We start from the raw sequence: 22,492 nt of genomic DNA, 5'->3' as shown, positions 1-22,492 counted from the left end.
ACCCGGAATCCCGCGATTGTGCGGGTTTCAGATTCCGGGTTCGCTCGCTTTCGCGAGCGCCCCGGAATGACGGTGCTTTAGCTTGCCACCGCGCTTCGCACGGCCGCGATGACGCGATCCTGGGTGGCCTCGTCCAGATAGGCGTGAACCGGCAGGCTGATGACGTCCGCAGAGAGCGCCTCACACACCGGCAGGCCACCCTCGGCCACCGGGAACATGCCGTAAGCGGACTGCATGTGCACGGATTTGCCGTAGTAGACTGCGGTCGGCACGCCTTGCGCCTTCAGCGTTGCCGCGAAGGCGTCGCGGTCCGTGCCCCTGGGCAGCCGGATGGTGTAGCAGGCCCAGATCGACGTATTGCCATCGGCAACGCGCGGCACGGTCACGATGTTGCCGAGGCTTTGCGCATAGCGTTCCGCCACCTTGTTGCGGGCGACGATCTCGTCCTCGAAAATCTTCAGCTTCTCGAGCAGCACCGCGGCCTGGATGGTATCGAGCCGACCGGTCAGGCCGAGGCGGATATTGTCGTATTTATCGGAGCCCTGGCCGTGCACGCGGATGCTGCGCAGATCGGCGGCGAGCTGGTCGTCGTCCGTGAAGATCGCGCCGCCATCGCCATAGCAACCGAGCGGCTTCGCAGGAAAGAAGCTGGTCGTCGTCGCCGCGCCGAAAGTGCCGAGGCGCTTGCCTTTGTACCTGGCGCCCATGCTTTGCGCCGCATCGTCGAGCACGAACAGGCCCTCGGCCTCGGCGATCGCGGCGATCGCGGCGTGGTCCGCGGGTTGGCCGAACAGATCGACGGGGATGACCGCCTTCGGCCTGAGGCCGAGCTTTTTGGCTGTGACGATGGCACGCTTCAACGAGGCGATGTCGATGGTGAACGTGGCTTCGTCGACGTCGACCAGGATCGGCGTCGCGCCCGTGCGCGCTGCCGGCGAGACCGTGGCGCAGAAGGTGAAGGACGGGCAGAACACCGCATCGCCAGGGCCGACGCCCTTGGCCATCAACACCATCAGCAGCGCATCGGTGCCGTTGGCGCAGCCGATGACGTGCTTGGCGCCGGTATAGGCCGCGAGCTTGGCCTCGAACTCCGCGACTTCCGGTCCGCCGATGAACTGGCAGTGCGCCAGCACGCGACCGACGGCATCGTCGATGGACTGGCCGATCCGGCGGCGCTGGGCGCCGATGTCGACGAAAGGCACGGGATCGGTACGAAGATGCTGGTTCATGGCACTCGGCTTGATGAATCGGAACGACAATGCGCCTGGCGGCGCGCGATGAGTGGGCGGCGCCTAGCCGGCGGCGCGCAGCGGCTCTTTACGGCCGCCCGCGGCGACTTTCGGCGGCTGCTCCAGACACTGGATGGCGATCTCGAGGCTGGCGACCCCTTCCTCGCCGGTAACGGCCGGCACGCCATTGCTACGGACGGCGTTCAGGAAGGCGATCAATTCGGCGCGCAGCGGCTCGTCGTGCCCGACCGGCAGATGCCGCATCGAATAGCTGCCGTCGGCCTTGAAGCCGAAGCACTCGGTCACTTGCCGCGTGAGCAGATCGCCCATCACATACTTGCCGCGGGTCGCGACCGTCACGGTGCGCGCCTTGAAGGGCGTCAGCCAGTTGGTGTTGATGTGGGCGAGCACGCCCGAGGCGGTCCGAAACTGCAGCAGCGCGATGTCCTCGCGCTCGGCGATCGCGCTGGAGAGCTGCGGCTGAACCTCGGTGATCTCGGAATCGGTGAACCAGCGGATCAGGTCGATGTCGTGCACGGCGAGATCGATCACGACCCCGACATTGGACATTCGCGGCGGAAACGGCCCGACTCGGGTGATGCCGATCGACAGGATGTCCTCATTGCGGATCGCCTGCTTGATCGCCGCGACCGCCGGGTTGAAGCGCTCGACGTGCCCGACCATCAACGTGACGCCGGCTTTGCGGGCGGCGGCGACGATCTCGCGCCCCTCCGCGACGGTCGAGGCGATCGGTTTCTCCACGAGCGAATGAATGCCGCGGCCGAGACAGGTCAGCGCGATCTCGTGATGCAGATGCGTCGGCGCCGCGATCGTCACCGCGTCGACGCCCGCGAGCAACAGTTCGTCCACCGTTGCGAAAGTCTTGCAGCCGATCAACTCGACCGCCCGGTTGCGATGCTCGTCCAGCGGATCGACGATGCCGACCAGCGTCACCCCCGGTAATCCGGCCAGCACCCGCCCATGATTGGTTCCCATGACGCCGGCGCCAATGACGCCGACCCGGAGCGGGGATTTCGTGACCGAATCAGATGGGGACGTCATGGCGTGATGCCTCGGAAATTGCGGATGCGGCTTCCTAGCATGCCGCCACAGATGTGGCGATGAGCCCCGGAAATTGCCCAAACACGTTTTGATTCAGAGAATTACAACGAGATTGCGAGCCCCGCGGGACACATTAGACGTTTTGATGGGCGCGGTACCAGGCCACGAACGCCCTGATTCCGTCGTCAATCGCGGTTTCCTGCTTGAACCCGACGTCGCGGTTCAAGTCGCCGACACCGACGAACGTTTCAGGCACGTCGTCCGGCTGAATCAGCAACAAAACTCGTCGCGCGGCGCGGCAGAGCTGCTGCAGAAGCAGGATGACGACAGGCATCAGTTCGTCCGACCGACCTGCGGCTGGCGCGCCGAGTGCACTGCACTTGCAAGATTCCACCCGAAACCATACCAAGGCAGCGACCTCCACGCCGCGTTCACCGAGCTGTACGCCAGTCTTGCAACCCCCGACTCCACGGGCCCCCATGCGCCGGCTTCTACTCTCTGCGGCCAAGATCTTGGTTTCGGTGGCGCTGTTGTATTTCGCGCTGCGCGAGACCAACTTTGCCGATCTGACCGCGCGGCTCAACGCCGAAAGCGCCGGATGGCTCGCCATTGCGGTCACGGTCGCGGTCCTGCAGGTATTCGCCGGCGCGCTGCGCTGGCGCGCGGTCGGCGCCGACTGCGGCGCTCCGCTGAGCAAGATGCAGGCGATGCGCTACAACATGATCGGGTCGTTCTTCAACCAGACCCTGCCCTCGGCGATCGGCGGCGACGCGATGCGACTGTGGCTGGTCGCCCGGGCCGGCGCCGGCTGGCGCGCCGCGACCTATTCCGTGTTCGTCGACCGCGCCATCGGCCTGATCGCACTCGCGGCGCTGATCCTGTTCGCGCTGCCGTGGTCGCTCAACCTGATCGCCAATCCCGAAGGCCGGCTCGGACTGGTTCTGCTCGATGCAGCAGCACTCGCGGCAGGCCTGGTGTTCCTGCTACTGCACCTGCTGCCGTTCGAATTGCTGACGCGTGTCTGGGCGACACGGCATTTCTACAGCTGCTCGCAGATCGCGAGCCGGATCCTGTTCAAGCGACGCCAAGGGGCGATGGTCGCTGCGATCTCGCTGCTGATCCATGTGCTCGCCGTGGTGATCGCCTGGTGCGTCGCGCGCGCGATCGATGCGCCCGCGGACTTCGGTCAACTGCTCCAGTTGATTCCACCGGTGATGCTGATCACCATGATCCCGATCTCGATCGCCGGCTGGGGGCTCCGCGAAGCCAGTATGGGACTCGCCTTCTCCTATGCGGGCCTTGGCTCCAACGAAGGCGTCAACGTCTCGCTGCTTTTCGGCGCGGTGTACTTCGTGGTCGGCGCGATCGGTGGGCTGATCTGGGTGGTCAGCGCAGAGAAGGCCGCCAAGGGCGACGTCGCGATCGAGGTTCGGGAGTGAAGCCATGATCGCAGCGCTGCCATCGCCGGATCGCGCGACGAGCGCCGCGCCATGACTCTGTCGCCCGGGTTGCTCGCGCTCGTAGTGCTCACGACGGCTTCGTTGTGCTGCGCGGCGCTCATCGTGGCGACGATGCCCCTGCTTCGCCGATACGCACTGGCGCGTCCGAATGCACGCTCGTCCCACCGCACTCCGACTCCGCAGGGCGCCGGTATCGCAGTCGTTTGCGCGACCCTCGCGGTCGCCGGATCGGCGATTGCTGTCGGCACGCCGTCGACGCAGCTCCCGCTGTTGCTCTTCTTCTCCACTGTGGTCATCGCTGTGGTGGGAGCGATCGACGACATCAGGCCGTTGCCGGTGCTTCCAAGGCTGGTGCTTCAGGCGTTCTCCGTCGGCGCCGTCGTCTTCGCCCTTCCCGACCAGCTGCAACTGGTCCCGTTGCTGCCGGTCGTCGTGGAGCGCATCGTGCTTCTGGTCGCCGGCCTGTGGTTCGTCAATCTCGTCAATTTCATGGACGGCCTGGATCTGATCACGGTGGCCGAGATCGTTCCGGTCTCTCTGACGCTGGTGGCGATCGGCCTGCTGCTCGACTCACCTTCCACCGGGATTCTCGTCGCAGCTGCGCTCGCCGGCTCGATGCTGGGCTTTGCGCCGTTCAATCGGCCCGTGGCCAAGGTTTTCCTGGGCGATGTCGGAAGCCTACCGATCGGATTGTTGCTGGGCTGGTGCTTGCTGCAACTGGCGTTCGACGGACACATCGCGGCAGCGTTCCTGCTTCCGCTCTATTATCTCGCGGACAGTTCGATCACTTTGCTGAGGCGGCTGGTCCGGCGTGAAGCTTTCTGGCGCGCCCACCGCTCCCATTTCTATCAACGCGCCACCGACAACGGCTACTCGGTCATCGACGTCGTGGTTCGGGTTTTCCTGACCAACCTCGCGTTGGCGGCGCTGGCAATCGCCTCTGTCGTCCTGTCGTCGCCGGCCGCGGACGCTGTCGCGCTGGTCTGCGGAGTCGGTCTCGTGGCGGTTCTGCTCACTCGCTTTGCCCGGCCGCGGCGATCACAAAGCTAACTTGCCTGACGCACTGCTGTTCTGGTCCTGGGCGGCGTCGCCGGCCTGATACTCCGGAACCGCGTCCTTGAGAATGGCAACGACGCAGTCGTAGCGCCCTTCGGTTGTGGCCTTCTCAAGTTCGGTCAGCCATTGCCGCAGCGTCTTCAATGGCAATTCCTTCGGTCGTGCGGCGACCACACCGGGAAGCCCGATCTCGATGAAGGATTCGTGCTCGGCGAACAGGATCTCGTGCATCCGCTCGCCCGGCCTCACGCCGGTGAAGACGATGTCGATGTCGTAGCCCGGTTGCAGGCCGGACAGCCGGATCATCCGATCCGCGAGATCGACGATCTTCACCGGCTGCCCCATGCTCAGAACGAATACCGAAGCGTCGGCATGTTGCGGATTCAGCGCGTGGGTGGCGGCGGTAATCACCAGATCGCAGGCTTCGCGGATCGTCATGAAGTAACGCACCATGTCGGGATGCGTCACCGTCACCGGCCCGCCGGCTTCGATCTGCGCCTTGAACTTCGGTACCACCGAGCCGTTCGATGCCAGGACGTTTCCGAAGCGCACGGAGATCAGGCGCATCGCCGGCTCGTCGCCCGCGGCGCCGGAGAGTTCACGATCGATTCCCTGGCAGTACAATTCGGCGAATCGTTTGGTGAGACCCAGCATCGACACCGGCTCGATCGCCTTGTCGGTCGAGATCATCACCATCGCTTGGGCGTTGGCGGCGCGTGCCGCATCCGCGACATTCACCGAGCCGAAGATGTTGGTCTTGACGCCTTCACCCCAGTCGCGTTCGAGGATCGGGACGTGCTTCAGCGCCGCGGCGTGAAAGACCAGATCCGGCTGGAATTCGATGATGAGCTGAAAGATCCGCGCGCGATCGCGAATGTCGGCGATATGGCCGTCGATCTTGGTCTTGGTGATCTTGGTGGAGAGCGCCTCCATCGCCGCGTACAGGGCCGGCTCCGAGTTCTCGATCACGAGAAGGCGCGCGGCTCCGAAGGTGGTCACCCGATCGCACATCTCCAATCCGATCGAGCCGCCACCGCCGGTGACGACGATGGATTTGCCGTTGAGCAGATTCTCGAGCCGACCATAGTCGATATCGACGCTGGGCCGCAGCAGCAGATCCTCCACCGCCACCGGCGAGAGGCGGGGGGTGTCCCGACTTTCCCCCAGCGATGGAAGACGGCTGACGGCGAGCCCCAGCTTGCGTGCCCGCATCAGCACCGCTTCCGGCTTGGCGTCGGCCTCGAATGCCGACGGCGTCATCACCACGCGCTCGATCGGCCGCTTGCGATGAGCGAAGTCCTCGACCACGTTGGGCAGATCGTCGATCCCGCCCAGCACGGGGATTCCGCGGATGGTTTGCCCTCGATCCGATCTGGCGGGCGAAAGGATCCCGACCGGCCACAACCGCTTGACGGCGCCGCTTTCGATCCCGCGCAACAGCACCTCGGCGTCGGCAGCACGGCCGATCAGCACCGCCGGCGCGGCGTCCAACTGGTGGGCCTTGTTGCGCGTGCGCGTGTAGCGGAAATAGCGATACGCGATCCGCGAGCCGGACAGAAGGAAGACCTCGAGCACCCAATAGATGACGATGGTCGTCTTGCCCAGGAAGAAGGAACCGTAAACGTTCGGGGCGAGGAAGATGTAGTCCATCACGAGCAGCGCAAGCGTGAGAACGCTTGCCGCCCGTATGATGTTGAGCAGATCGGGAATCGAGATGAATCGCCATTTCGTCGTGGTCAGCTGAAAGGCGTAACAAACGAAAAAACTGAAGACGACGAAGTAAGGCAGTATCCAGAGCAGCAACGGCAGCCGGTCCAGCAGATTTTCGCCGTCGAAGCGCAGGAAAAAACTCAGCAGAACCGCAACCGCGGTCGCAACGGCGTCGTGAATTGCGATCATCCAGTTGCGATACGAAAATGAACGGATCCCAGTCAGCATCGACTATTCCCCGATTGGAACCTGAGATTGTTCACGACGTCCCCTCGCGTGCCTTCTCGACCAGCGAGGTCGTGCTGAAACCCGGCAGCACGTCGATCAGCAGCACCTCGCCGCCCCTGGCCGCGACGATCTCGTGGCCGACCACCTGCTCACGGGTGTAGTCGCCGCCCTTGACCAGCACGCTCGGTTCGATTCGGGTGATCAGCTTCAGCGGCGTGTCCTCCTCGAAGATCGCCACCAGATCGACCGCCTCGAGCGCCGCCAGCACTTCGGCACGGGCGCGCTCGTTCTGCACCGGACGGCTCTCGCCCTTGAGCCGGCGCACCGAGGCGTCGCTGTTGAGGCCGACGATCAGCCGGTCGCAGGCGCCGCGCGCCGCCGTCAGCACCTTGACGTGGCCCGGATGCAGAATGTCGAAGCAGCCGTTGGTGAAGCCGACCCGCAGCCCGTCGCGGCGCCACTCGGCGAGGCGAAGATCGAGTTCGGCGTCGCTGCCGATGATCTTGTCTTCGGCCGCGAGCGAGGCGTGCGGCAGGATCTTGCGTCGCAGCTCCGCCGGCGTCACCACCGCGGTGCCGTTCTTGCTGACAGCAACGGCAGCCGCAGCGCTCGCCGCCCGCATCGCGGTGCCCCAATCGGCCCCAGCCGCCAGCGCCACCGCCAGCACGGCGGCGACGGTGTCGCCGGCGCCGGAGACGTCGCGCACTTTCGCCGGCATCGCCGGCACGTGGATCGGCTCGCCGGCGCGCGGCACCAGCGTCATACCGTGCTCGCTCTGCGTCACCAGCATCGCCTCGCAATCGGCGAATGCGATCGCTTCCTGCGCCGCCGTGGCGATCTCGTCCATGGAGTCCGCCGCGCAGCGCGTCGCGGTGACGAATTCCTTGCGGTTGGGCGTCAGCAGCGTCGCGCCGCGATAGATCGCGAAATTGGCGCTCTTGGGGTCGACGATCACCCGCTTCCCGAGTTTTCGCGCGGCCTCGATCACGGTGGCGATCACGCGGACCGTCAGCACGCCCTTGGCGTAGTCGGACAGCAACACGATGTCGGCGCGCTCGAGTTGCGACAGGATAGCGTCGAGCAGGCGCTGTTCGATCTCGGCCGACGCGGCCGCCGCAGTCTCCCAATCGGCACGCAGCATGTGAGTGGAGAAATGCTCGGAGACGAAGCGCACCTTGCGCGTGGTCGGCCGCGCCGGGTCGCACACCAGCAGCGGCTCGATCCGGGCTTCGCTCGCGAGCTCCGCATTCAGCGTTCGGCCCGCCTCGTCGTCGCCGATCAGGCCGACGAAGATGCAGCGCGCACCGAGCGCAGCGATGTTGCGCGCGACGTTGCCGGCGCCGCCGACATTGATCTCGCTGCGCTGAACCGCGATCACCGGCGCCGGCGCCTCGGGCGAGATCCGTGACACCTCGCCATAGACGAACTCGTCGAGCATCAGGTCACCGACGCACACCACGGTCGTCCGGGCGATCGATTGCAGCAGGGTGTCGAAATTGTTCATCGAACTCGACGCGGTTGGAGCGGCATCAGCGGAAGCGATCACTGCCGTCAAGGTACCCCCTGACATAGCAAGCGACCGCATCTTCGAGCGGCGTGAAGCCGCCATTGTAGCCTGCGGCGCGCAACCGGTCGCCTTCGCTCTCGGTGAAATACTGATAGCTGCCGCGAATCTGTTCCGGCATGTCGATGTAGTCGATTTGCGGCGGGGTTCCGAGCGCCGAATAGGCGGCGAGGATCAGATCCCGGAAACTGCGGGCGTGGCTGGTGCCGACATTGAACAGGCCGCTCACCGACGGCGTCGCGAACAGCCACATCATCACCCGGACCACGTCGTCGACATAGATGAAATCGCGGCGCTGGTCGCCATCGGCGATGCCGTCGCGATGCGACTTGAACAGCTGCACCACGCGCCCGGCCCTGATGTCGTCGAAGCGCCGCGCCAGCACGCTCGCCATCGTCCCCTTGTGATACTCGTTGGGGCCGAACACGTTGAAGAACTTCAACCCGGCCCATTGCGGCGGCAGCCGCTCGCCGCGTGCGGCGCGCTCGGCCACCACGAGATCGAACAGGTGCTTGCTCCAGCCGTAGAGATTCATCGGCCGCAATTGCTTCAGCGCGGCGAGCGATGGATCATCGCTGAAGCCCTGCGCGCCGTCGCCATAGGTGGCGGCGGAGGAGGCATAGATGAACGGCACCCGGTTTTCAGTGCACCAGTCGAGCAGCCGCATCGACAACCGGAAGTTGGTGTCGATCACCAGATCGCCATCGGTCGCGGTCGTTTCCGAGATCGCGCCCATGTGAAACACCGCGTCGAGCCGGCGACCCCTCAGCCATTCCGAGAGTTCGGCGGGCGGCACGACATCGGCGAGCTGGCGCTTGGCGAGGTTCTTCCATTTGCCCTCGTGGCCGAGAAAGTCGCACACCGCCACATCACTGCGCCCCGCATCGTTCAGCGCCGCAGCGATGTTCGATCCGATAAAGCCGGCGCCTCCGGTTACCAGCAGCATAAGTCCCCCGCCCCAATTTGCGCGGTCACCTTTGCCCCAGTCCGCCCGGGCAGGCAACGGCTGACTTTCCGCACAACGGGAACCAGCGTCACGGCCGAAATCCCGGCTGGACGCCGGGCGGCGCAAGCGCTAACCGGCATCACTGCGTTCAACTCGGGGGTATCAGCCTCCGCCAGACAGCGTAATGAATTACGATTCACTCAAAATGAGCCTGGCCGTAGCGGCTGACCGCGCGGAAACCAGCCCGGTGCTGCTGATCCCTTATATGTGGATCGGCGATTTCGTGCGCTGCCATACGGTCGTGCGGGTCCTGAAAGACCGCTGGCCGGACCGGCCGGTGGATGTCCTGACCACGACGCTTTGCGCACCTTTGGTGGATTACATGCCCGGCGTGCGCCGGGGCGTCGTCTGGGACCTGCCGCGCAAGCGATTGGCGCTCGACCAGCAGCGGGCGCTGGCGGCGAAGCTCCGCGAGCAGCACTACGGCGCCTCGCTGGTGATGCCGCGGACGTTCAAATCCACGATTGCGCCGTTTCTCGCCGGTATCCCGAACCGCACCGGCTTCATCGGCGAGGTCCGGTTCGGCCTGCTCAACGACTGGCGGCGCGGCGAGAAGGCGCTGCCGCGGATGATCGACCGTTGTGCCGCACTGGCGCTGCCGGCCGGCATCGACCTGCCGATGGATTGGCCGGAGCCGCAACTCGTTGTGCCGCCAGCCGAGATCGCCGCCTGGCGGCGGGCCAACGGGCTGGAGGGCCGGACTGCCGTGGCGCTGGCGCCAGGCGCGGTCGGCCCGTCGAAGCGCTGGACCTATTATGCCGAGGCGGCCAAAGCGCTGACCGACCGCGGTCTGGACGTCTGGGTGATCGGCGGCCCCGGCGAGAGCGAGAAGGCCGCCGAAATCGTCGCCGCGGCCGGTCCACGCGCGCGAGACCTCACCGGCACGGACCTGCGCAACGGCATCATGGCGCTGGCGGCGGCCGATCTGGTGATCTCCAACGATTCCGGCCTGCTCCACGTCGCAGCAGCGATCGGCAGCCGCACCATCGGCATCTTCGGCCCGACCAGCGCCTGGCATTATGCGCCGCTCAACCCGATCGAGGCGGTGATCGAGACCAGGACCGACGTGCCCTGCCGCCCCTGCCACAAACCGGTGTGCCGGATGGTACATCACAAATGCATGCGCGACATTCCGGTCGAGGATGTGATGGCGGCGGCGCAGCAAGCGCTGGGCAAGGCCGGCCTCGCCCCGGCGCGATAGACCGCGCGACTTGCACCCGCCCCTGCGCTGCGCTTAACCAGTGCCGACCCATCAGCTTTCAGGTGTGAATTGAGCCAGGACCGGATCGCCGCCCATTTCCACAATTCGCTGGCCGCGATGACCGCGGCCGCGGGCGACCAGACGCTGCTGTCGGCGTCGCGCGCCATTGCGGCGGCGTCGATCAAGGCGCTGCGCGACGGCCGCAAGATCCTGATCGCAGGCAATGGCGGCAGCGCCGCCGATGCCCAGCACATCGCCGCCGAGATCATCGGGCGCTACAAGCAGGACCGCCCGGCGTGGCCGGCGATCGCGCTGACCACCGACACCTCGGCGCTGACCGCGATCGCCAATGATTACGGCTTCGAGCGCGTGTTCGCCCGACAGGTCGAAGGGCTCGGCCAGCGCGGCGACGTCTTCATCGGCATCACCACGTCGGGCCGCTCGCCGAACATTCTCGCAGCCTTGACGGTCGCCCGCGAGCGCGGCCTCGTCACCATCGGCATGACCGGCCCGAACGGCGCTGCGATGGGCGCGCTGTGCGATCATCTGCTGGTGGCGCCGGGCGCCGAAACCGCTCTGGTGCAACAGATCCATCTGGTGGCCGCGCACGCGATCTGCGACGAGATCGAAGGCGCGCTGGCAGCCGGGGCATGACGGCGAGCGCCACCACGCCGCTGCGTCCCGCCGCGTTTCTCGATCGCGACGGCGTCGTGAACTACAATGATCACTATATCGGCAGCCGCGACCGGTTTCGCTGGATGCCGGGGATCGCATCGGCGATCCGCCGTCTCAACCAAGCCGGCTACTACGTCTTCGTCATTACTAACCAGTCCGGCGTCGCCCGCGGCCTATTCAGCGAGGACGACGTCCAGGCGCTGCATCGCTGGATGCTGGACGAACTCCGCGAGCAGAACGCGCGGATCGACGACATCCGCTACTGCCCGCATCATCCCGACGGCATCGTCGAGGCGTATCGCCGGGCGAGCGACGACCGCAAGCCGAAGCCCGGCATGATCCTCGATCTCGCGCGCGCCTGGCCGGTGTCGCTGCAGGGCAGTTTCGTGATCGGCGACAGCGACAGCGATATCGAAGCCGCAACGGCGGCGGGTATTCAGGGCTTTCTGTTCGAGGGCGACGATATCGACGCGTTCGTCTCAAAGGTCCTCGACACGATGGCGCGCAGCGACGCAGCGCAGAACTAATCGAGCAGCCGTTCGGCGGCCTCGATCGCCTGCCGCGCAGAGGGCGCGCCGCTCTTGCCGCCCAATACGCGCATCGGACCGCTGCCGACCGGGCCGGTCAGCCCCGGATCGGTCGAGACATAGATGCCGACCAGTGGCACGCGATAGGCGGCGGCGAGATGCATCAGCCCGGTGTCGACGCCGACCACCAGCGCGGCATTGGCGATCACCTGTGCGGTGAGATCGAGCCGCTGCCGCGGCAGCACGCGGCTGCCGGCGATGGCGCTGCACAATTGTTCTGCGAGTTGCCGCTCGGCTTCGGTGCCCCACGGCAACACGACCTGCACGCCGCGGCTCTGCAGCCAGCGGCCGGTCTCGATCCAGTCCTCCGCACGCCACTCCTTCGAGACGCGCGACGTGCCGTGCAGCAGCACGGCGTACGCGCCGTCATCCGCGCGCGGCGGGCGGATCAGGCCATAGTCGATCTCGGCCGACGGCTGATAGCCGAGCGCGAAGCCGGTGAGTAAACGATTGCGCGTCACCGCATGCAGATCGCGACGCACGGTGTGTCGGACATTGTAGACCCGCGCGGCCAGCGGCTCGCGGATGCTGCCGGCATCGTAGCCGTGACGCTCGCCTTGCGCGAGGCGCGCGATCACCGCGGAGCGGATCAGACCCTGGGTGTCGATCACCTTGTCGAAATCCGGCTCGCGCAAGCGTGTGCCGAAATCGCCGATCTCGCGCCAGATCGCGCGCGACGCGAGTTGCGATCGCCACCGCCGCGTCGCCACCGGAATCACATCGGCGACCGCTGGGTGGAGACGGGCCAATGGCGCGAACGCCTCCTCGACCACCCAGGACAGTCGCAACCCTGGAACCGCGCGCGCGGCATCGGTCATCGCGGGCATCTGATGCACCACGTCGCCGAGCGAGGAAGTCTTGATGATGAGAATGTCCGACATCGCCGCCGATGGCCGCCACAACAACCGGCACTCGTTACAGTTCGGCAACCATATTGTCGATTCCCCCTGTGGAACGCTGGAAAACCGTGCGGTTTGGCTGCTTGGCTACACCGCAAGTCCATCGTTTGACGAAAGACTGAGGCCGACGGCGCGGGGACGGACCCGCAGCGCCCACCGAGGAGCCTTCCATGACCGTGCTCGTGACCGGCGGCGCCGGCTATATCGGAAGCCACACCGTGCTGGCGCTGGTCGAAGCCGGCGAGAGCGTGGTGGTGATCGACAATCTGAGCACCGGTTTTTCCAGCTTCGTGCCGGAAGGCATACCATTGTTCATCGGGGATGCCGGCGACGAGAATCTGGTCGAAGGCGTGATCAGAACCCACGGCGTCGATGCCATCATTCACTTCGCCGGCTCGGTGATCGTCTCGGAGTCGATGCGCGATCCGCTTGGCTACTATCGCAACAACACTATGACCTCGCGCAATCTGCTGAGCGCGGCAGTGACGTGCGGCGTGAACAATTTCATCTTCTCGTCGACCGCCGCGGTCTATGGCAATCCCGACCGCACCCCAGTCCCGGAAGAAGCGCCGACGCGGCCGCTGTCGCCCTATGGCTGCTCCAAGCTGATGACCGAGATCATGCTGCACGACACGGCGTCGGCCAACGGCATGAACTACGTGGCGCTGCGCTACTTCAACGTCGCCGGCGCCGATCCGCAGGCGCGGATCGGGCTCGCGACCATCGGCGCGACGCACCTGCTGAAGATCGCGGTGGAAGCCGCGACCGGCCAACGCGCGCAGATCGAGGTCTACGGCACCGACTATCCGACGCCGGACGGAAGCTGCATTCGCGATTTCATCCATGTCAGCGACCTCGCGCAGGCGCATGTCGCAGCCCTCGCCTATCTGCGCCGGGGCGGCGCGCCGGTGACGCTGAACTGCGGCTACGGCCGCGGCTATTCGGTGCTGGAAACCATCGAGGCGGTGCGCCGCGTCGCGGGGCGCAACTTCGCCGTGTCCACCGCCGCCCGCCGGCCCGGCGACATCGTGGCGATGGTTGCAGACACGCGCCGGATTCGCGCGACGCTGGACTGGACCCCGCGCCATGACGACCTCGAAACCATCGCCGCGGATGCGCTGCGCTGGGAGCGCAAGCTGCTCGCCCAGCGCCAAGGCTTTGATCGGCAAGCGATTCCAGCTTAAGTCGGCTCCGGCTCGCCAGCTTTTGGCTTGAAAACCCAGCCCATCGGGGGCAAGGAGGCGTCATTACGCACGCCGATCCAACGCGCGCGACCTGTTCGACGCCGTTGATGGAACGCGGATGACCGATACCCCACGCAAGATAACCGACGATCCCTATGGCGCGGCCCAACTCGTCCGCCGGCTGGTGATGGAACAGGCGTCGGTGTATTGGCGGCGCTATCTGCTGGCCTTCGGCCTGATGGCCATCGCCGCCGCCGCGACCGCACTGTCGGCCTATCTGCTCGGGCAGGTGATCAACCAGGCCTATGTCGATCGCAACCTGCAGGGCATCATGATCCTGTCGGTGGTGAGTCTGGCGATCTTCACCGTGAAGGGTGTCGCGACCTACGGCCAGTCGGTGATCCTGACCCAGATCAAGAACGCGATCCTCGCCAACAATCAGCGCCGTCTGTTCGACAAGCTGATGCGCGAGAACCTGGCGTTCTACTCGCAGCGGCATTCCTCGGAATTCCTCGCGCGCCTCACCGCGGGCGCCAACTCGGTCACCGAGGTGCTCAACCTACTGATCAACGCCGTCGGCCGCGATCTGCTGTCGCTGATCGCGCTGGTGATCGTGATGGTCTCGCAGGATCCGTTCATGGCGCTGTTCGGCCTGTTGATCGCGCCGCCGGCGGTGTTCGTGCTGCGCAAGCTGGTGCGCCGGGTGAAGGGACTCGCCTACACCCAGTTCGCCGGCAACGCCGAGATCCTCGAGACCATGCAGGAATCGCTGCAGGGCATCCGCACCGTGAAAGCGTTCTCGCTCGAACAGACGATGCGCGACCGCATCAATGCTAGCATCGAGGCGGTCCGCAAGAACGCCGACAAGATGGCGCGCGTCTCCAATCGCTCGAGCCCGCTGATGGAAACGCTCGGCGGCTTCGCGGTGGCGGCGTCGCTGATGTATGGCGGCTACCGCGTGGTCGCGACCGGGGCGACGCCGGGGCAGTTCTTCTCCTTCCTCACGGCCTTCCTGCTCGCTTACGAGCCGGCGAAACGGCTGGCGCGGCTCAACATCGAACTCAACAGCGGCCTGGTCGGGGCGCGGATGCTGCTGGAGATCGTCGACAGCCCGCAGAGCGAGCCCGACGACGGCGACAAGCCGGCGCTGGCGCTGACCGAAGCGCGTGTCGAATTCGACCATGTCGGCTTCGCCTATCGGCCCGACGAGCCTGTGCTCAACGCCATGAGCTTCACGGCCGAGCCCGGCAAGATGACCGCCCTGGTCGGCCCCTCCGGCGGCGGCAAGTCGACGGTGCTGGCGCTGCTGCTGCGGCTGTATGAACCCGGCTCCGGCGACATCCGGATCGACGGCCAGTCGATCGCGGGCGTCTCGCGTCGCTCGCTGCGGCAGCAGACCGCCTATGTCGGACAGGACGTCTATCTGTTCCGCGACACCGTCCGCGCCAACATCGCCTTCGGCAAGATCGGCGCCAGCGAGGACGAGATCGTCGCCGCCGCCAAGGCCGCGTACGCGCACGACTTCATCATGGGCTTCCCGCTCGGCTACGACACCCCCGTCGGCGAGCACGGCGCGCAACTCTCCGGCGGCCAGCGCCAGCGCATCGCCGTGGCGCGCGCGCTGCTGCGCAATGCGCCGATCGTGCTGCTGGACGAGGCCACCGCGGCGCTCGATTCCGAATCCGAGAAGCTGGTGCAGGAGGCGATCGAGCGGCTGTGCCTGAACCGCACCACCATCGTGATCGCGCACCGCCTGCACACCATCATGCACGCCGACGCCATCCTGGTGGTCGAAGGCGGCACCATCGTCGAGCAGGGCCGCCACGACGATCTGCTGCGGCGCAGCGGCCGCTACGCCTCGTTCTTCCGCCTGCAGCAGCGCCACGCCGCGCCGCTGGCCCCCGTCGACGCCGCCATCTAGCACTCCGCCGGCCGGGGCGGCGCGCCGCCGCAACGGCCTCCCGCCCCGCTGTCCAAGCCTTCGGAAGTCCGTCATGAGCCAAGCTACTTACGTGATCGCTCCGCTGCCGCAGCCCGCGCTCGCCGTGCAGGGCGACAGCAAGATGTTTCCGGTGCGCCGGATCTGGTGCGTCGGGCGCAACTATCTCGAGCACATCCGCGAGCTCGGCAATGACGAGCGCAACCCGCCGTTCTTCTTCGCCAAGCACGCCGACATGATCGCGCCGGACGGCGCCACGATCCCCTACCCGACGCTGACCAAGGACTTCCAGCACGAGGTCGAGCTCGTCGTCGCGCTGAAGAGCGGCGGGCTGAACATTTCGGCCGACACCGCGCTCGATCACGTGTTCGGCTACGGCGTCGGCGTCGATCTGACGCGGCGGGATCTGCAGACGATCTCGCGCAAGAAGGAGCAGCCCTGGGAGATCGGCAAATCGTTCGATGCTTCCGCGCCCTGCGGCGCGCTGCGGCCGGCGGCGGAGATCGGCCATCCGGCCAAGGGCAAGATCTGGCTGTCGGTCAACGGCGCGGAGCGGCAGAGCGGCGACCTGTCGGACATGATCTGGAACACTGCCGAGATCATCGCCAAACTTTCGCTGCAGGTCGAACTTTCCGCCGGCGACATCATCATGACAGGTACCCCTGCGGGCGTCGCGGCGCTCGTGCCGGGCGACGAGGTCGACTGCGGCATCGACGGCATCGGCACGCTCCGCGTGACGATCGGCGAGCCGACCTGACTACCCTGTTCTCGCGACCGGCCGATCTGGAATAGCTCGACAATGGTCTGAATCGACCTTTGGTCGGGTGGCGTTTGCGACGGGCGGGAGCTAATCGCAGGCGGTCAGTTGAGGTCTGTCGGGAGCCGTCTTCATGGTCTCGGGCATCGGGCGTTTCGTCCTTCTATCGGTCGCCATGGTGGCGTTTCTGGCTGCGGCGCAGGTCTCGGCCGGGCTGTCGTGGCGCGGCGGGGAGCCGGCTCCGAGCCGCGCCGACACGCTCGTTCGCTGACCGGCGCGATCCGGCGCGAACAAGTCGTCGGCGAACTACCGAGCCTTCGCACAGCCGAGCTTTCGCATAACCATGCCTTCGCGATCTCGCGGCGCGCAGCGCCCGAGTCTTGGCGGGTCCGTTCCGCCCTCTTCGAGAAGAGGGCGCGCGGAACGCCGGGTGCCCGATGCACCCGCGGCCTCGTGTGCAAAAGTAAAAAGCACACGAGTTCGAAACCACGGTCACACCGGAAACATCCGGCGTTCCGCGCGCGGCGGCTTTTGTCGGCTTGCTCCGCGAACGGGGCCCCCGGCGGCTAGACCCTTGCGTAGGGCCGCCGTTGTGGAGGACTGACGAACCCCGGAGCCATCCCCGCCAAGGGATGGACGTGGCCCTGCCTCCTGGCGCGAGGCCTCGCGCCGGGACCTCGCGGTTTGGACCGCATCGCCGCGGTGTGGTCGTCAGCCCGGTTCAGCACGCGTCGTTACCTTCGCGCAATCCCCGGACTCGAACACCGCGGCGTCGCCACCGCCACCCGCCCCACGATCGTGACGATCGCGAACGCCCCTCTCACCGGGGCGGGATGCGCGGACTATAATCCTTCTAGGAATTTTGTCAAGAGGCGCGCGCAGCCTTGCGCCCACGCCGCGTGCGAATTGCGTGGCGCCTGCGCCGCGAAGGGCGCACGGTGGCGCGATCGACGCCGGCGCCCCACGAGTCGCCGCGCGCGGCCGCTCCCGCCGGGATCGGCACCACGTCAGTTCCGCCAATCAATCGAACAGGAGACCACCATGGCCAAGGGCGAACAAAAGGGTAATCGCGAGACCAAGAAACCCAAGAAGGAAAAACCCAAGACCATCGCCGCCGCGCCGAGCCAGAAGACCGGCGGCTGGCAGCCGACGCAGGGCGGGACCGGCAAGAAGAAGTAACGGGGAGACGAGGCGCGCAGGTCGGCGGCCGGGCGCGCTCCCGACCTCTCGCTAGAGCAGGTCATCGCTTGATCGAAGCAACGCGTCATTCTCGTGCGGATTCGTCATCCTGAGGTGCGAGCGCAGCGAGCCGCGAAGGATGCGGCCAAGGCACTTGCGGCTCATCCTTCGAGGCCCGGTGGGCCGCGCGAGGCGCGGCCCACCGGGCACCTCAGGATGACGCCGGTGATCCATCAAAACCAGAACTGCTCTAGTCATTCACAGTTGGAGGCTGGCATGGCGGTGCTGACGATCCGGAACATCGACGACGCGATCGAGCAGCGGCTTCGCGTCCGCGCCGCCGTCAATGGGCGCTCGATGGAGGATGAGGCACGGGCGATCCTGCGCGCGGCGCTGTCGACCGACGCGCCGCGGGCACGCAATCTCGCGCAAGCCATCCATGAGCGGTTCGCGGCGCTCGGCGGAGTCCACCTCCCCGAAACGCGGCGCGAAGCGATCCTTCATGGTGGCATGGATCGCTGAGCGACCGATCGCCGGCTTTTTCACGACGAGTTTGACGCCGGCGGAGTTTGTAGGGTGGGCATAGCGCAGCGTGCCCACCATCGCCGATCCCCGCGCCGCGCGTGGGCACGGCGCGAGCGCCTTTGCCACCCTACGCTTGCTGTGGCGAGCGGATCGTCCCGTTCGATCTCCGCCGCGAGGCGCTGGGGCGCGGAGAGCGCCGCGCTCGGCAACGACAGCGCCGACCTGTTGATCGCCGCCACCGCGCTGGAGCACGGAATGACCGTCGTGACGCGGAATGTGTCGGATTTCGTGCCGACGGGGGTGGCGGTGGTCGATCCGTTTGGCAAGGCGTAGCAAGGGGATGCAATCCCCTCCCCGCGTTTGCAGCGTTGGAGCGTCAACATTCCGATTGAACGGTGATCGCCCTCAAACGCTCACGAAAGAACTCGCTGCGACCAATATCAATTGTTGCCATCTCTAGCCGACGGTCACAACCGGCGATTCGATGCGCTGAGTGCACACCCTCGCTGCTATTCATGGATGCGTGGTGCGGATAGAGAAGTGTGAGCCTGTCGCATCCGTAAAGCTGACCGTACGCCATCATCTGATAAATATCCCCTTGCGACACACCCTGCTTGGGATCGTCTATTCGCGCAGAGATCCGCTTCCACTTAGTATCAATGATCTTCACAACATCTCCGCCGCGCTTTACCAAGATGTCTGGACGGGTTTGGAAAAGACCACGACGATCTTCGGTTTGAAGACAATAGATCCTCCCTCCTTGGCTGATGATATGAAGGTCCGTATCAACTAGCGACGCCTTCAAAACCCGCGCGATGTACTCCTCAAACAATACGCTCATCTCGAACAAGAGAGAAAACCCGTTGCTGCTACCGGCGGAAGTTGCTTGGAACCGATCACCCAGTAATAGGCGCGCCAAGTTGAGCAATTCACGCCAACGGCTGTTCGTGCGATCAAGCATGACTTGATCCCAGCGAAGCATCGAGACCGGCACATCGGCTATATCAGCATATGCGAAAGCCAATTCGCGCAACCTACGCTGGTTGAAGTTCGCTCGCGTGACGCGAAGGAGCCGGGCGACAGCCGCCTTCATGATTTGATTCAATGCAATGTCCGGAGTCAGCACATCATAGCGGCAGGCAAGACGCGAGCCATCTGCGGCAAGACTCGTGAACTGTCGCTTCACGTCGATTCGGCCGCGCAATACAAATAGATCTTCATCATGCTCGACGTATCTTCGGGGCATACCCTGCCGGACACAATCAGCTAACTTGTCCGAAAACAAGCGAATCAGAATTTCAAGCAAAGTGTCACGCTGCCAATCGAGCGCAGTGATTTTCCCCGCATCGATCTTGAGGTCCAGCACAACAGCGAGCATGTGAATGAGGCGGCGGCGAATGCGACCAGCCTCCTCCTCGCGATCTACACCTGGGAAGTCAATCTTAGGCAGGATCTCCAGCGCACCCGACTCTGCAGCAACTACGCCGACGACCCCTCTCGCGCGTAGTCCCTTACGGCCATGTTCTAAGACACCGAGGCCACCGCGACCAGCAAGCGGGGATGCCGACGCCACCGCTGCAATCCGATCAGCGGCATCGGCAGGGATTTCATCAGCCGCATCACCGTAACGTATCGTCTCCCACTCAAGGATGGTTCGACGAATCATCCTGCCGAGAACTCGCTATATGAAAAGGCACGTCGGATGGTCCAGCGATAGCGCACCGCTCCATCTCCATCGCTGCTTATGCCCTTGGGTGGCTTCAAACGTTGGCGATCAATGAAATGTCCTTCGAGGTCGACCTCGCTGTCGTCACCGTCACCCAACGCGGCGGCAACCTTCGACCAATCCTCATAAAAATATTCGGCCAGCAATGGAATCACTTTGCAACGCATCACCTCATCTATATCGGCACGAGATTTGCAGCTGATAAAATAGGCGTGGCCTATCTGATGCTCCCGATCGAACAAATATTCAATTCGTTGATTGATCGTAGCGAGCAGTCGGGAAAGATCAACACCGTCCACGATACCGAGCAGCGAAGGATCGGGCATTAGTTCCCGAAATTCAAAACGGCGCCGGAGAGCTGTGTCAAGCAATGCGATCGAGCGATCTGCTGTGTTCATCGTACCGATGATGTGAAGGTTTGCCGGAACGCCGAACAAATCCCCAGAATAGGGAAGCCGCACTTTAAGAGCATTGGGCCGACCAATGCGCTTATCCGGTTCGAGCAATGTAATTAGTTCGCCGAACACTTTTGAGATATTTGCGCGATTGATTTCGTCGATGATAAGAACAAACGATTCTGGCGCACCACCGCCCGTGCCTTGCTGGCTTGCAATATAGCGCTCCAGCGCTGGGACATTCAGGTCGGCTTCAGTCAAGAGGTAGATTGACTTTTGCGTGAAATTTCGCGCATAGATCTCGCTAACTGGAACGCCTGTACGATCCACCCAAAGCCACCGAACCGCACGGCGGTGTGCGTAGTCGCCGCCTTCACGCGGAGCAAATTGATACTCGCCAGTGATCTCACCAATTGCGCGGAATGAGCTGTTGCCCTTCGACACGACGACAATATCACCAATCCTGACCCAGTTACGAAAGATAAAGGGCATCTGAACGCGTCCGCTCATCGCGCTCGGCTCGTCCTGATCCTTGCTTTGGATAGCCCTAACAGCCTGTATGATTGCGTCGCGAGTAGCGAAACGATCATCGCTCCAGTCAATATCTTCGAAGCCAAGCAGCGTGTAGGCACCGGCGACGGCCTCCTCGAACAGATGGGCATCATCTGGGTTAGCAGCCTCACCAATCGACATCTTGAAGACTTGCCGACCATTGATCGAGAAGGAGGCATCACCCGGGCCGGTGCTCGTCTCAGCGCGGCGCGCTATTCTGCGAAATACTCCTTGCTCGGGCTTCAGTCCGAACCCCGCCGCACCGTCCTCGCCTGACTGCGTTGGCCTCAGCCCTTCGACAAAGTCTTCGTAGGAGATTGATTGATGGAACGTGACGAATTCGATACGACCAGCATCCGACAGGCGACGATAGGCTTCCATTAGGTGCTCTCGACTGTCGGGAACAGGTTCACCGCAAAGCTTGAGCGCCTCTAATGCGGTCGTGAAGGTCTTTCCTGTGCCGGGAGGTCCGTAGAGAATTAAGTTTGTTGCGTGAGGCTGCTCCAAAAGCCCATCCTCTTTATCGCTTGGAAGTTGCGGGGCTTGATTGCTGCTGGGATCATTGCTCTGACCAATCTCGCCATTCGGAGGAACCCCTATTTCCAATGCAATGCTCGGATCAAGTTCGTAACGTACTATCTTTTCTTTTCCGTAGACGGCATAATTAGCAGCGCCGCCGCGAGTGGATTTGACACGTGCAGCAAGGTGGTCAACGAGCATTGCACGCGCAACCTGCTGGAGCGTATCGACTTCGACCGCATCGCGCGCCTCGTTGCCCGAGCCTCGCGGCTTGATGCGGTACGCTAGGCGATTTGTTTCGCGATTTCTGTTCTTAACCGGCTCGAACGCAGCTCCCTCGGCATCATATAAGACAAACAGTCGAGCATAGTTGAGATTGTCGTCAGCCCTGAAAGTTTCATCCAAGTGAAATCGGAAGATCGTCGCCGGGCTCTGGTCCGCACCGATTTGTTCAGGCGCCTCTAAGTCGGCCAGTTCCCGAAATTTCTTGCCTTGGAGGGCTTGGCAGATATTAGGCCATGCTTCATTTAGGCCTAGTACGTCATTGACCCTCCGAACTAGGACATCCACCGTTTCTTCATCGCGTTCCCTGGCCGGCTCGATGTAGTTCTCAAGTACGTGTCGGCGAATCCGATCAGCATCACGATGCTCACGTATTTCGCCGCTCAAGAAGCGGCCATATTGGCCGAGCCAAGCGCGCCAGCTTGATAGTCGTTTTTCAGGATTTTCCGACTGGGGCATTAGGACGTGATATTGCGTCCCGCCCGCCGCGAGTTCCTCGCGCAGTTCTTTCAGTCTGCGACGCAGATGCTCAAATCGATCGGAGTTCCATGCTTCTTCGAGATCAGCATTGGGCGACCCCAAGGCAGCGAGATTTCTCTCGATCGTGGCTACGGCATTAGCTCGCGTGTTGCGTCCACCTTCTGTAAGTGCGCCCCCAGCTTCAAGCCAAGCTTTGAAATCCTCTGCCCTCATATCGCCCCCGTCTTGCGAAATACGGACTGAATTTGCACCCAGACGCAATCACACTTGAAAATAG

Annotated in this window: 21 protein-coding genes; 12 read left to right on the top strand and 9 right to left on the bottom strand. The window is 64.2% G+C overall.

What is annotated here, in order from left to right; translation table 11 throughout:
- Positions 1 to 77 precede the first annotated feature (77 nt).
- The 3 genes from RPB_RS08110 to RPB_RS24525 all read right to left on the bottom strand — a co-directional run bounded on the left by RPB_RS08110 (position 78) and on the right by RPB_RS24525 (position 2,625).
- Positions 78 to 1,229, bottom strand: a complete 1,152-nt coding sequence (locus tag RPB_RS08110; RefSeq protein ID WP_011440506.1) for a DegT/DnrJ/EryC1/StrS family aminotransferase — start codon at positions 1,227 to 1,229, stop codon at positions 78 to 80.
- Between the two features lie 63 nt (positions 1,230 to 1,292).
- Positions 1,293 to 2,291, bottom strand: a complete 999-nt coding sequence (locus RPB_RS08105; RefSeq protein ID WP_011440505.1) for a Gfo/Idh/MocA family protein — start codon at positions 2,289 to 2,291, stop codon at positions 1,293 to 1,295.
- A gap of 133 nt (positions 2,292 to 2,424) precedes the next feature.
- Positions 2,425 to 2,625, bottom strand: a complete 201-nt coding sequence (locus tag RPB_RS24525; protein WP_157038791.1) for a hypothetical protein — start codon at positions 2,623 to 2,625, stop codon at positions 2,425 to 2,427.
- A 145-nt stretch (positions 2,626 to 2,770) separates the two neighbouring features.
- On the opposite strand from RPB_RS24525, the gene RPB_RS08095 reads away from it, so the two are divergent.
- Together RPB_RS08095 and RPB_RS08090 are read left to right on the top strand one after the other, a co-directional pair.
- Entirely contained in the window at positions 2,771 to 3,730 is a 960-nt protein-coding gene (locus RPB_RS08095; protein ID WP_011440504.1) for a lysylphosphatidylglycerol synthase transmembrane domain-containing protein, read from the top strand.
- A gap of 51 nt (positions 3,731 to 3,781) precedes the next feature.
- Positions 3,782 to 4,801 (top strand): MraY family glycosyltransferase, encoded by a 1,020-nt coding sequence (locus RPB_RS08090; protein WP_011440503.1) that lies wholly within the window; start codon positions 3,782 to 3,784, stop codon positions 4,799 to 4,801.
- Here the strand turns inward: RPB_RS08090 and RPB_RS08085 are convergent.
- The 3 genes from RPB_RS08085 to rfaD are packed head-to-tail and all read right to left on the bottom strand — an operon-like array spanning position 4,790 to position 9,255.
- Positions 4,790 to 6,745: a nucleoside-diphosphate sugar epimerase/dehydratase gene (locus tag RPB_RS08085; RefSeq protein ID WP_011440502.1), complete on the bottom strand. Its 1,956-nt coding sequence runs from the start codon at positions 6,743 to 6,745 to the stop codon at positions 4,790 to 4,792. The two genes, RPB_RS08090 and RPB_RS08085, sit on opposite strands and share 12 nt — an antisense overlap.
- A 31-nt stretch (positions 6,746 to 6,776) precedes the next feature.
- Entirely contained in the window at positions 6,777 to 8,249 is a 1,473-nt protein-coding gene (rfaE1, locus tag RPB_RS08080; protein WP_011440501.1) for a D-glycero-beta-D-manno-heptose-7-phosphate kinase, read from the bottom strand.
- A 25-nt stretch (positions 8,250 to 8,274) separates the two neighbouring features.
- Complete coding sequence (gene rfaD / locus RPB_RS08075) at positions 8,275 to 9,255, bottom strand: ADP-glyceromanno-heptose 6-epimerase (RefSeq protein ID WP_011440500.1); 981 nt, start codon at positions 9,253 to 9,255, stop codon at positions 8,275 to 8,277.
- 184 nt (positions 9,256 to 9,439) lie between these two features.
- Between rfaD and waaF the strand changes: the two genes are divergently transcribed.
- The 3 genes from waaF to RPB_RS08060 all read left to right on the top strand — a co-directional run bounded on the left by waaF (position 9,440) and on the right by RPB_RS08060 (position 11,718).
- A complete protein-coding gene (waaF, locus tag RPB_RS08070) occupies positions 9,440 to 10,516 on the top strand; it encodes a lipopolysaccharide heptosyltransferase II (protein ID WP_011440499.1) in 1,077 nt (358 codons plus the stop codon).
- Between the two features lie 69 nt (positions 10,517 to 10,585).
- Positions 10,586 to 11,170, top strand: a complete 585-nt coding sequence (locus RPB_RS08065) for a D-sedoheptulose 7-phosphate isomerase (protein ID WP_011440498.1) — start codon at positions 10,586 to 10,588, stop codon at positions 11,168 to 11,170.
- A complete protein-coding gene (locus RPB_RS08060) occupies positions 11,167 to 11,718 on the top strand; it encodes a D-glycero-alpha-D-manno-heptose-1,7-bisphosphate 7-phosphatase (RefSeq protein WP_011440497.1) in 552 nt (183 codons plus the stop codon). The genes RPB_RS08065 and RPB_RS08060 overlap by 4 nt, the downstream gene beginning before the upstream one ends.
- Here RPB_RS08060 and waaC read toward each other — a convergent pair.
- Positions 11,715 to 12,659, bottom strand: a complete 945-nt coding sequence (gene waaC / locus RPB_RS08055; RefSeq protein WP_011440496.1) for a lipopolysaccharide heptosyltransferase I — start codon at positions 12,657 to 12,659, stop codon at positions 11,715 to 11,717. The two genes, RPB_RS08060 and waaC, sit on opposite strands and share 4 nt — an antisense overlap.
- A gap of 188 nt (positions 12,660 to 12,847) precedes the next feature.
- Here waaC and galE point away from each other — a divergent pair, with 188 nt between their 5' ends.
- The 7 genes from galE (at position 12,848) to RPB_RS25210 (ending at position 18,594) form a co-directional block, all read left to right on the top strand.
- Positions 12,848 to 13,861, top strand: a complete 1,014-nt coding sequence (galE, locus tag RPB_RS08050; protein ID WP_011440495.1) for a UDP-glucose 4-epimerase GalE — start codon at positions 12,848 to 12,850, stop codon at positions 13,859 to 13,861.
- 118 nt (positions 13,862 to 13,979) lie between these two features.
- On the top strand, positions 13,980 to 15,782 hold the full coding sequence (locus tag RPB_RS08045) for an ABC transporter ATP-binding protein (RefSeq protein WP_011440494.1): 1,803 nt from the start codon (positions 13,980 to 13,982) through the stop codon (positions 15,780 to 15,782).
- 73 nt (positions 15,783 to 15,855) lie between these two features.
- Positions 15,856 to 16,557, top strand: a complete 702-nt coding sequence (locus RPB_RS08040) for a fumarylacetoacetate hydrolase family protein (protein ID WP_011440493.1) — start codon at positions 15,856 to 15,858, stop codon at positions 16,555 to 16,557.
- 133 nt (positions 16,558 to 16,690) lie between these two features.
- On the top strand, positions 16,691 to 16,828 hold the full coding sequence (locus RPB_RS24520; protein ID WP_157038790.1) for a hypothetical protein: 138 nt from the start codon (positions 16,691 to 16,693) through the stop codon (positions 16,826 to 16,828).
- A gap of 770 nt (positions 16,829 to 17,598) precedes the next feature.
- The gene (locus RPB_RS24860) at positions 17,599 to 17,736 is read left to right on the top strand and encodes a hypothetical protein (protein WP_011440492.1); all 138 of its coding nucleotides are present in this window, start codon (positions 17,599 to 17,601) and stop codon (positions 17,734 to 17,736) included.
- A gap of 276 nt (positions 17,737 to 18,012) precedes the next feature.
- Positions 18,013 to 18,258, top strand: coding sequence for a FitA-like ribbon-helix-helix domain-containing protein (locus tag RPB_RS08035; protein WP_011440491.1), 246 nt, complete (start codon positions 18,013 to 18,015; stop codon positions 18,256 to 18,258).
- A 141-nt stretch (positions 18,259 to 18,399) separates the two neighbouring features.
- The gene (locus RPB_RS25210) at positions 18,400 to 18,594 is read left to right on the top strand and encodes a hypothetical protein (RefSeq protein ID WP_433993727.1); all 195 of its coding nucleotides are present in this window, start codon (positions 18,400 to 18,402) and stop codon (positions 18,592 to 18,594) included.
- Positions 18,595 to 18,637: 43 nt separating this feature from the next.
- On the opposite strand, the gene RPB_RS08025 is transcribed toward RPB_RS25210, so the two are convergent.
- Together RPB_RS08025 and RPB_RS23770 are read right to left on the bottom strand one after the other, a co-directional pair.
- Entirely contained in the window at positions 18,638 to 19,927 is a 1,290-nt protein-coding gene (locus tag RPB_RS08025) for an McrC family protein (protein WP_011440489.1), read from the bottom strand.
- Entirely contained in the window at positions 19,924 to 22,428 is a 2,505-nt protein-coding gene (locus RPB_RS23770) for an AAA family ATPase (RefSeq protein ID WP_011440488.1), read from the bottom strand. Before RPB_RS23770 ends, RPB_RS08025 begins: the two co-directional genes overlap by 4 nt.
- Positions 22,429 to 22,492 lie beyond the last annotated feature (64 nt).

It is taken from the genome of Rhodopseudomonas palustris HaA2, from assembly GCF_000013365.1.
GTDB lineage: Bacteria > Pseudomonadota > Alphaproteobacteria > Rhizobiales > Xanthobacteraceae > Rhodopseudomonas > Rhodopseudomonas palustris_J.
Note: the sequence above shows the minus strand (reverse complement) of the source record. Positions and strands in the feature narration are given on the sequence as shown.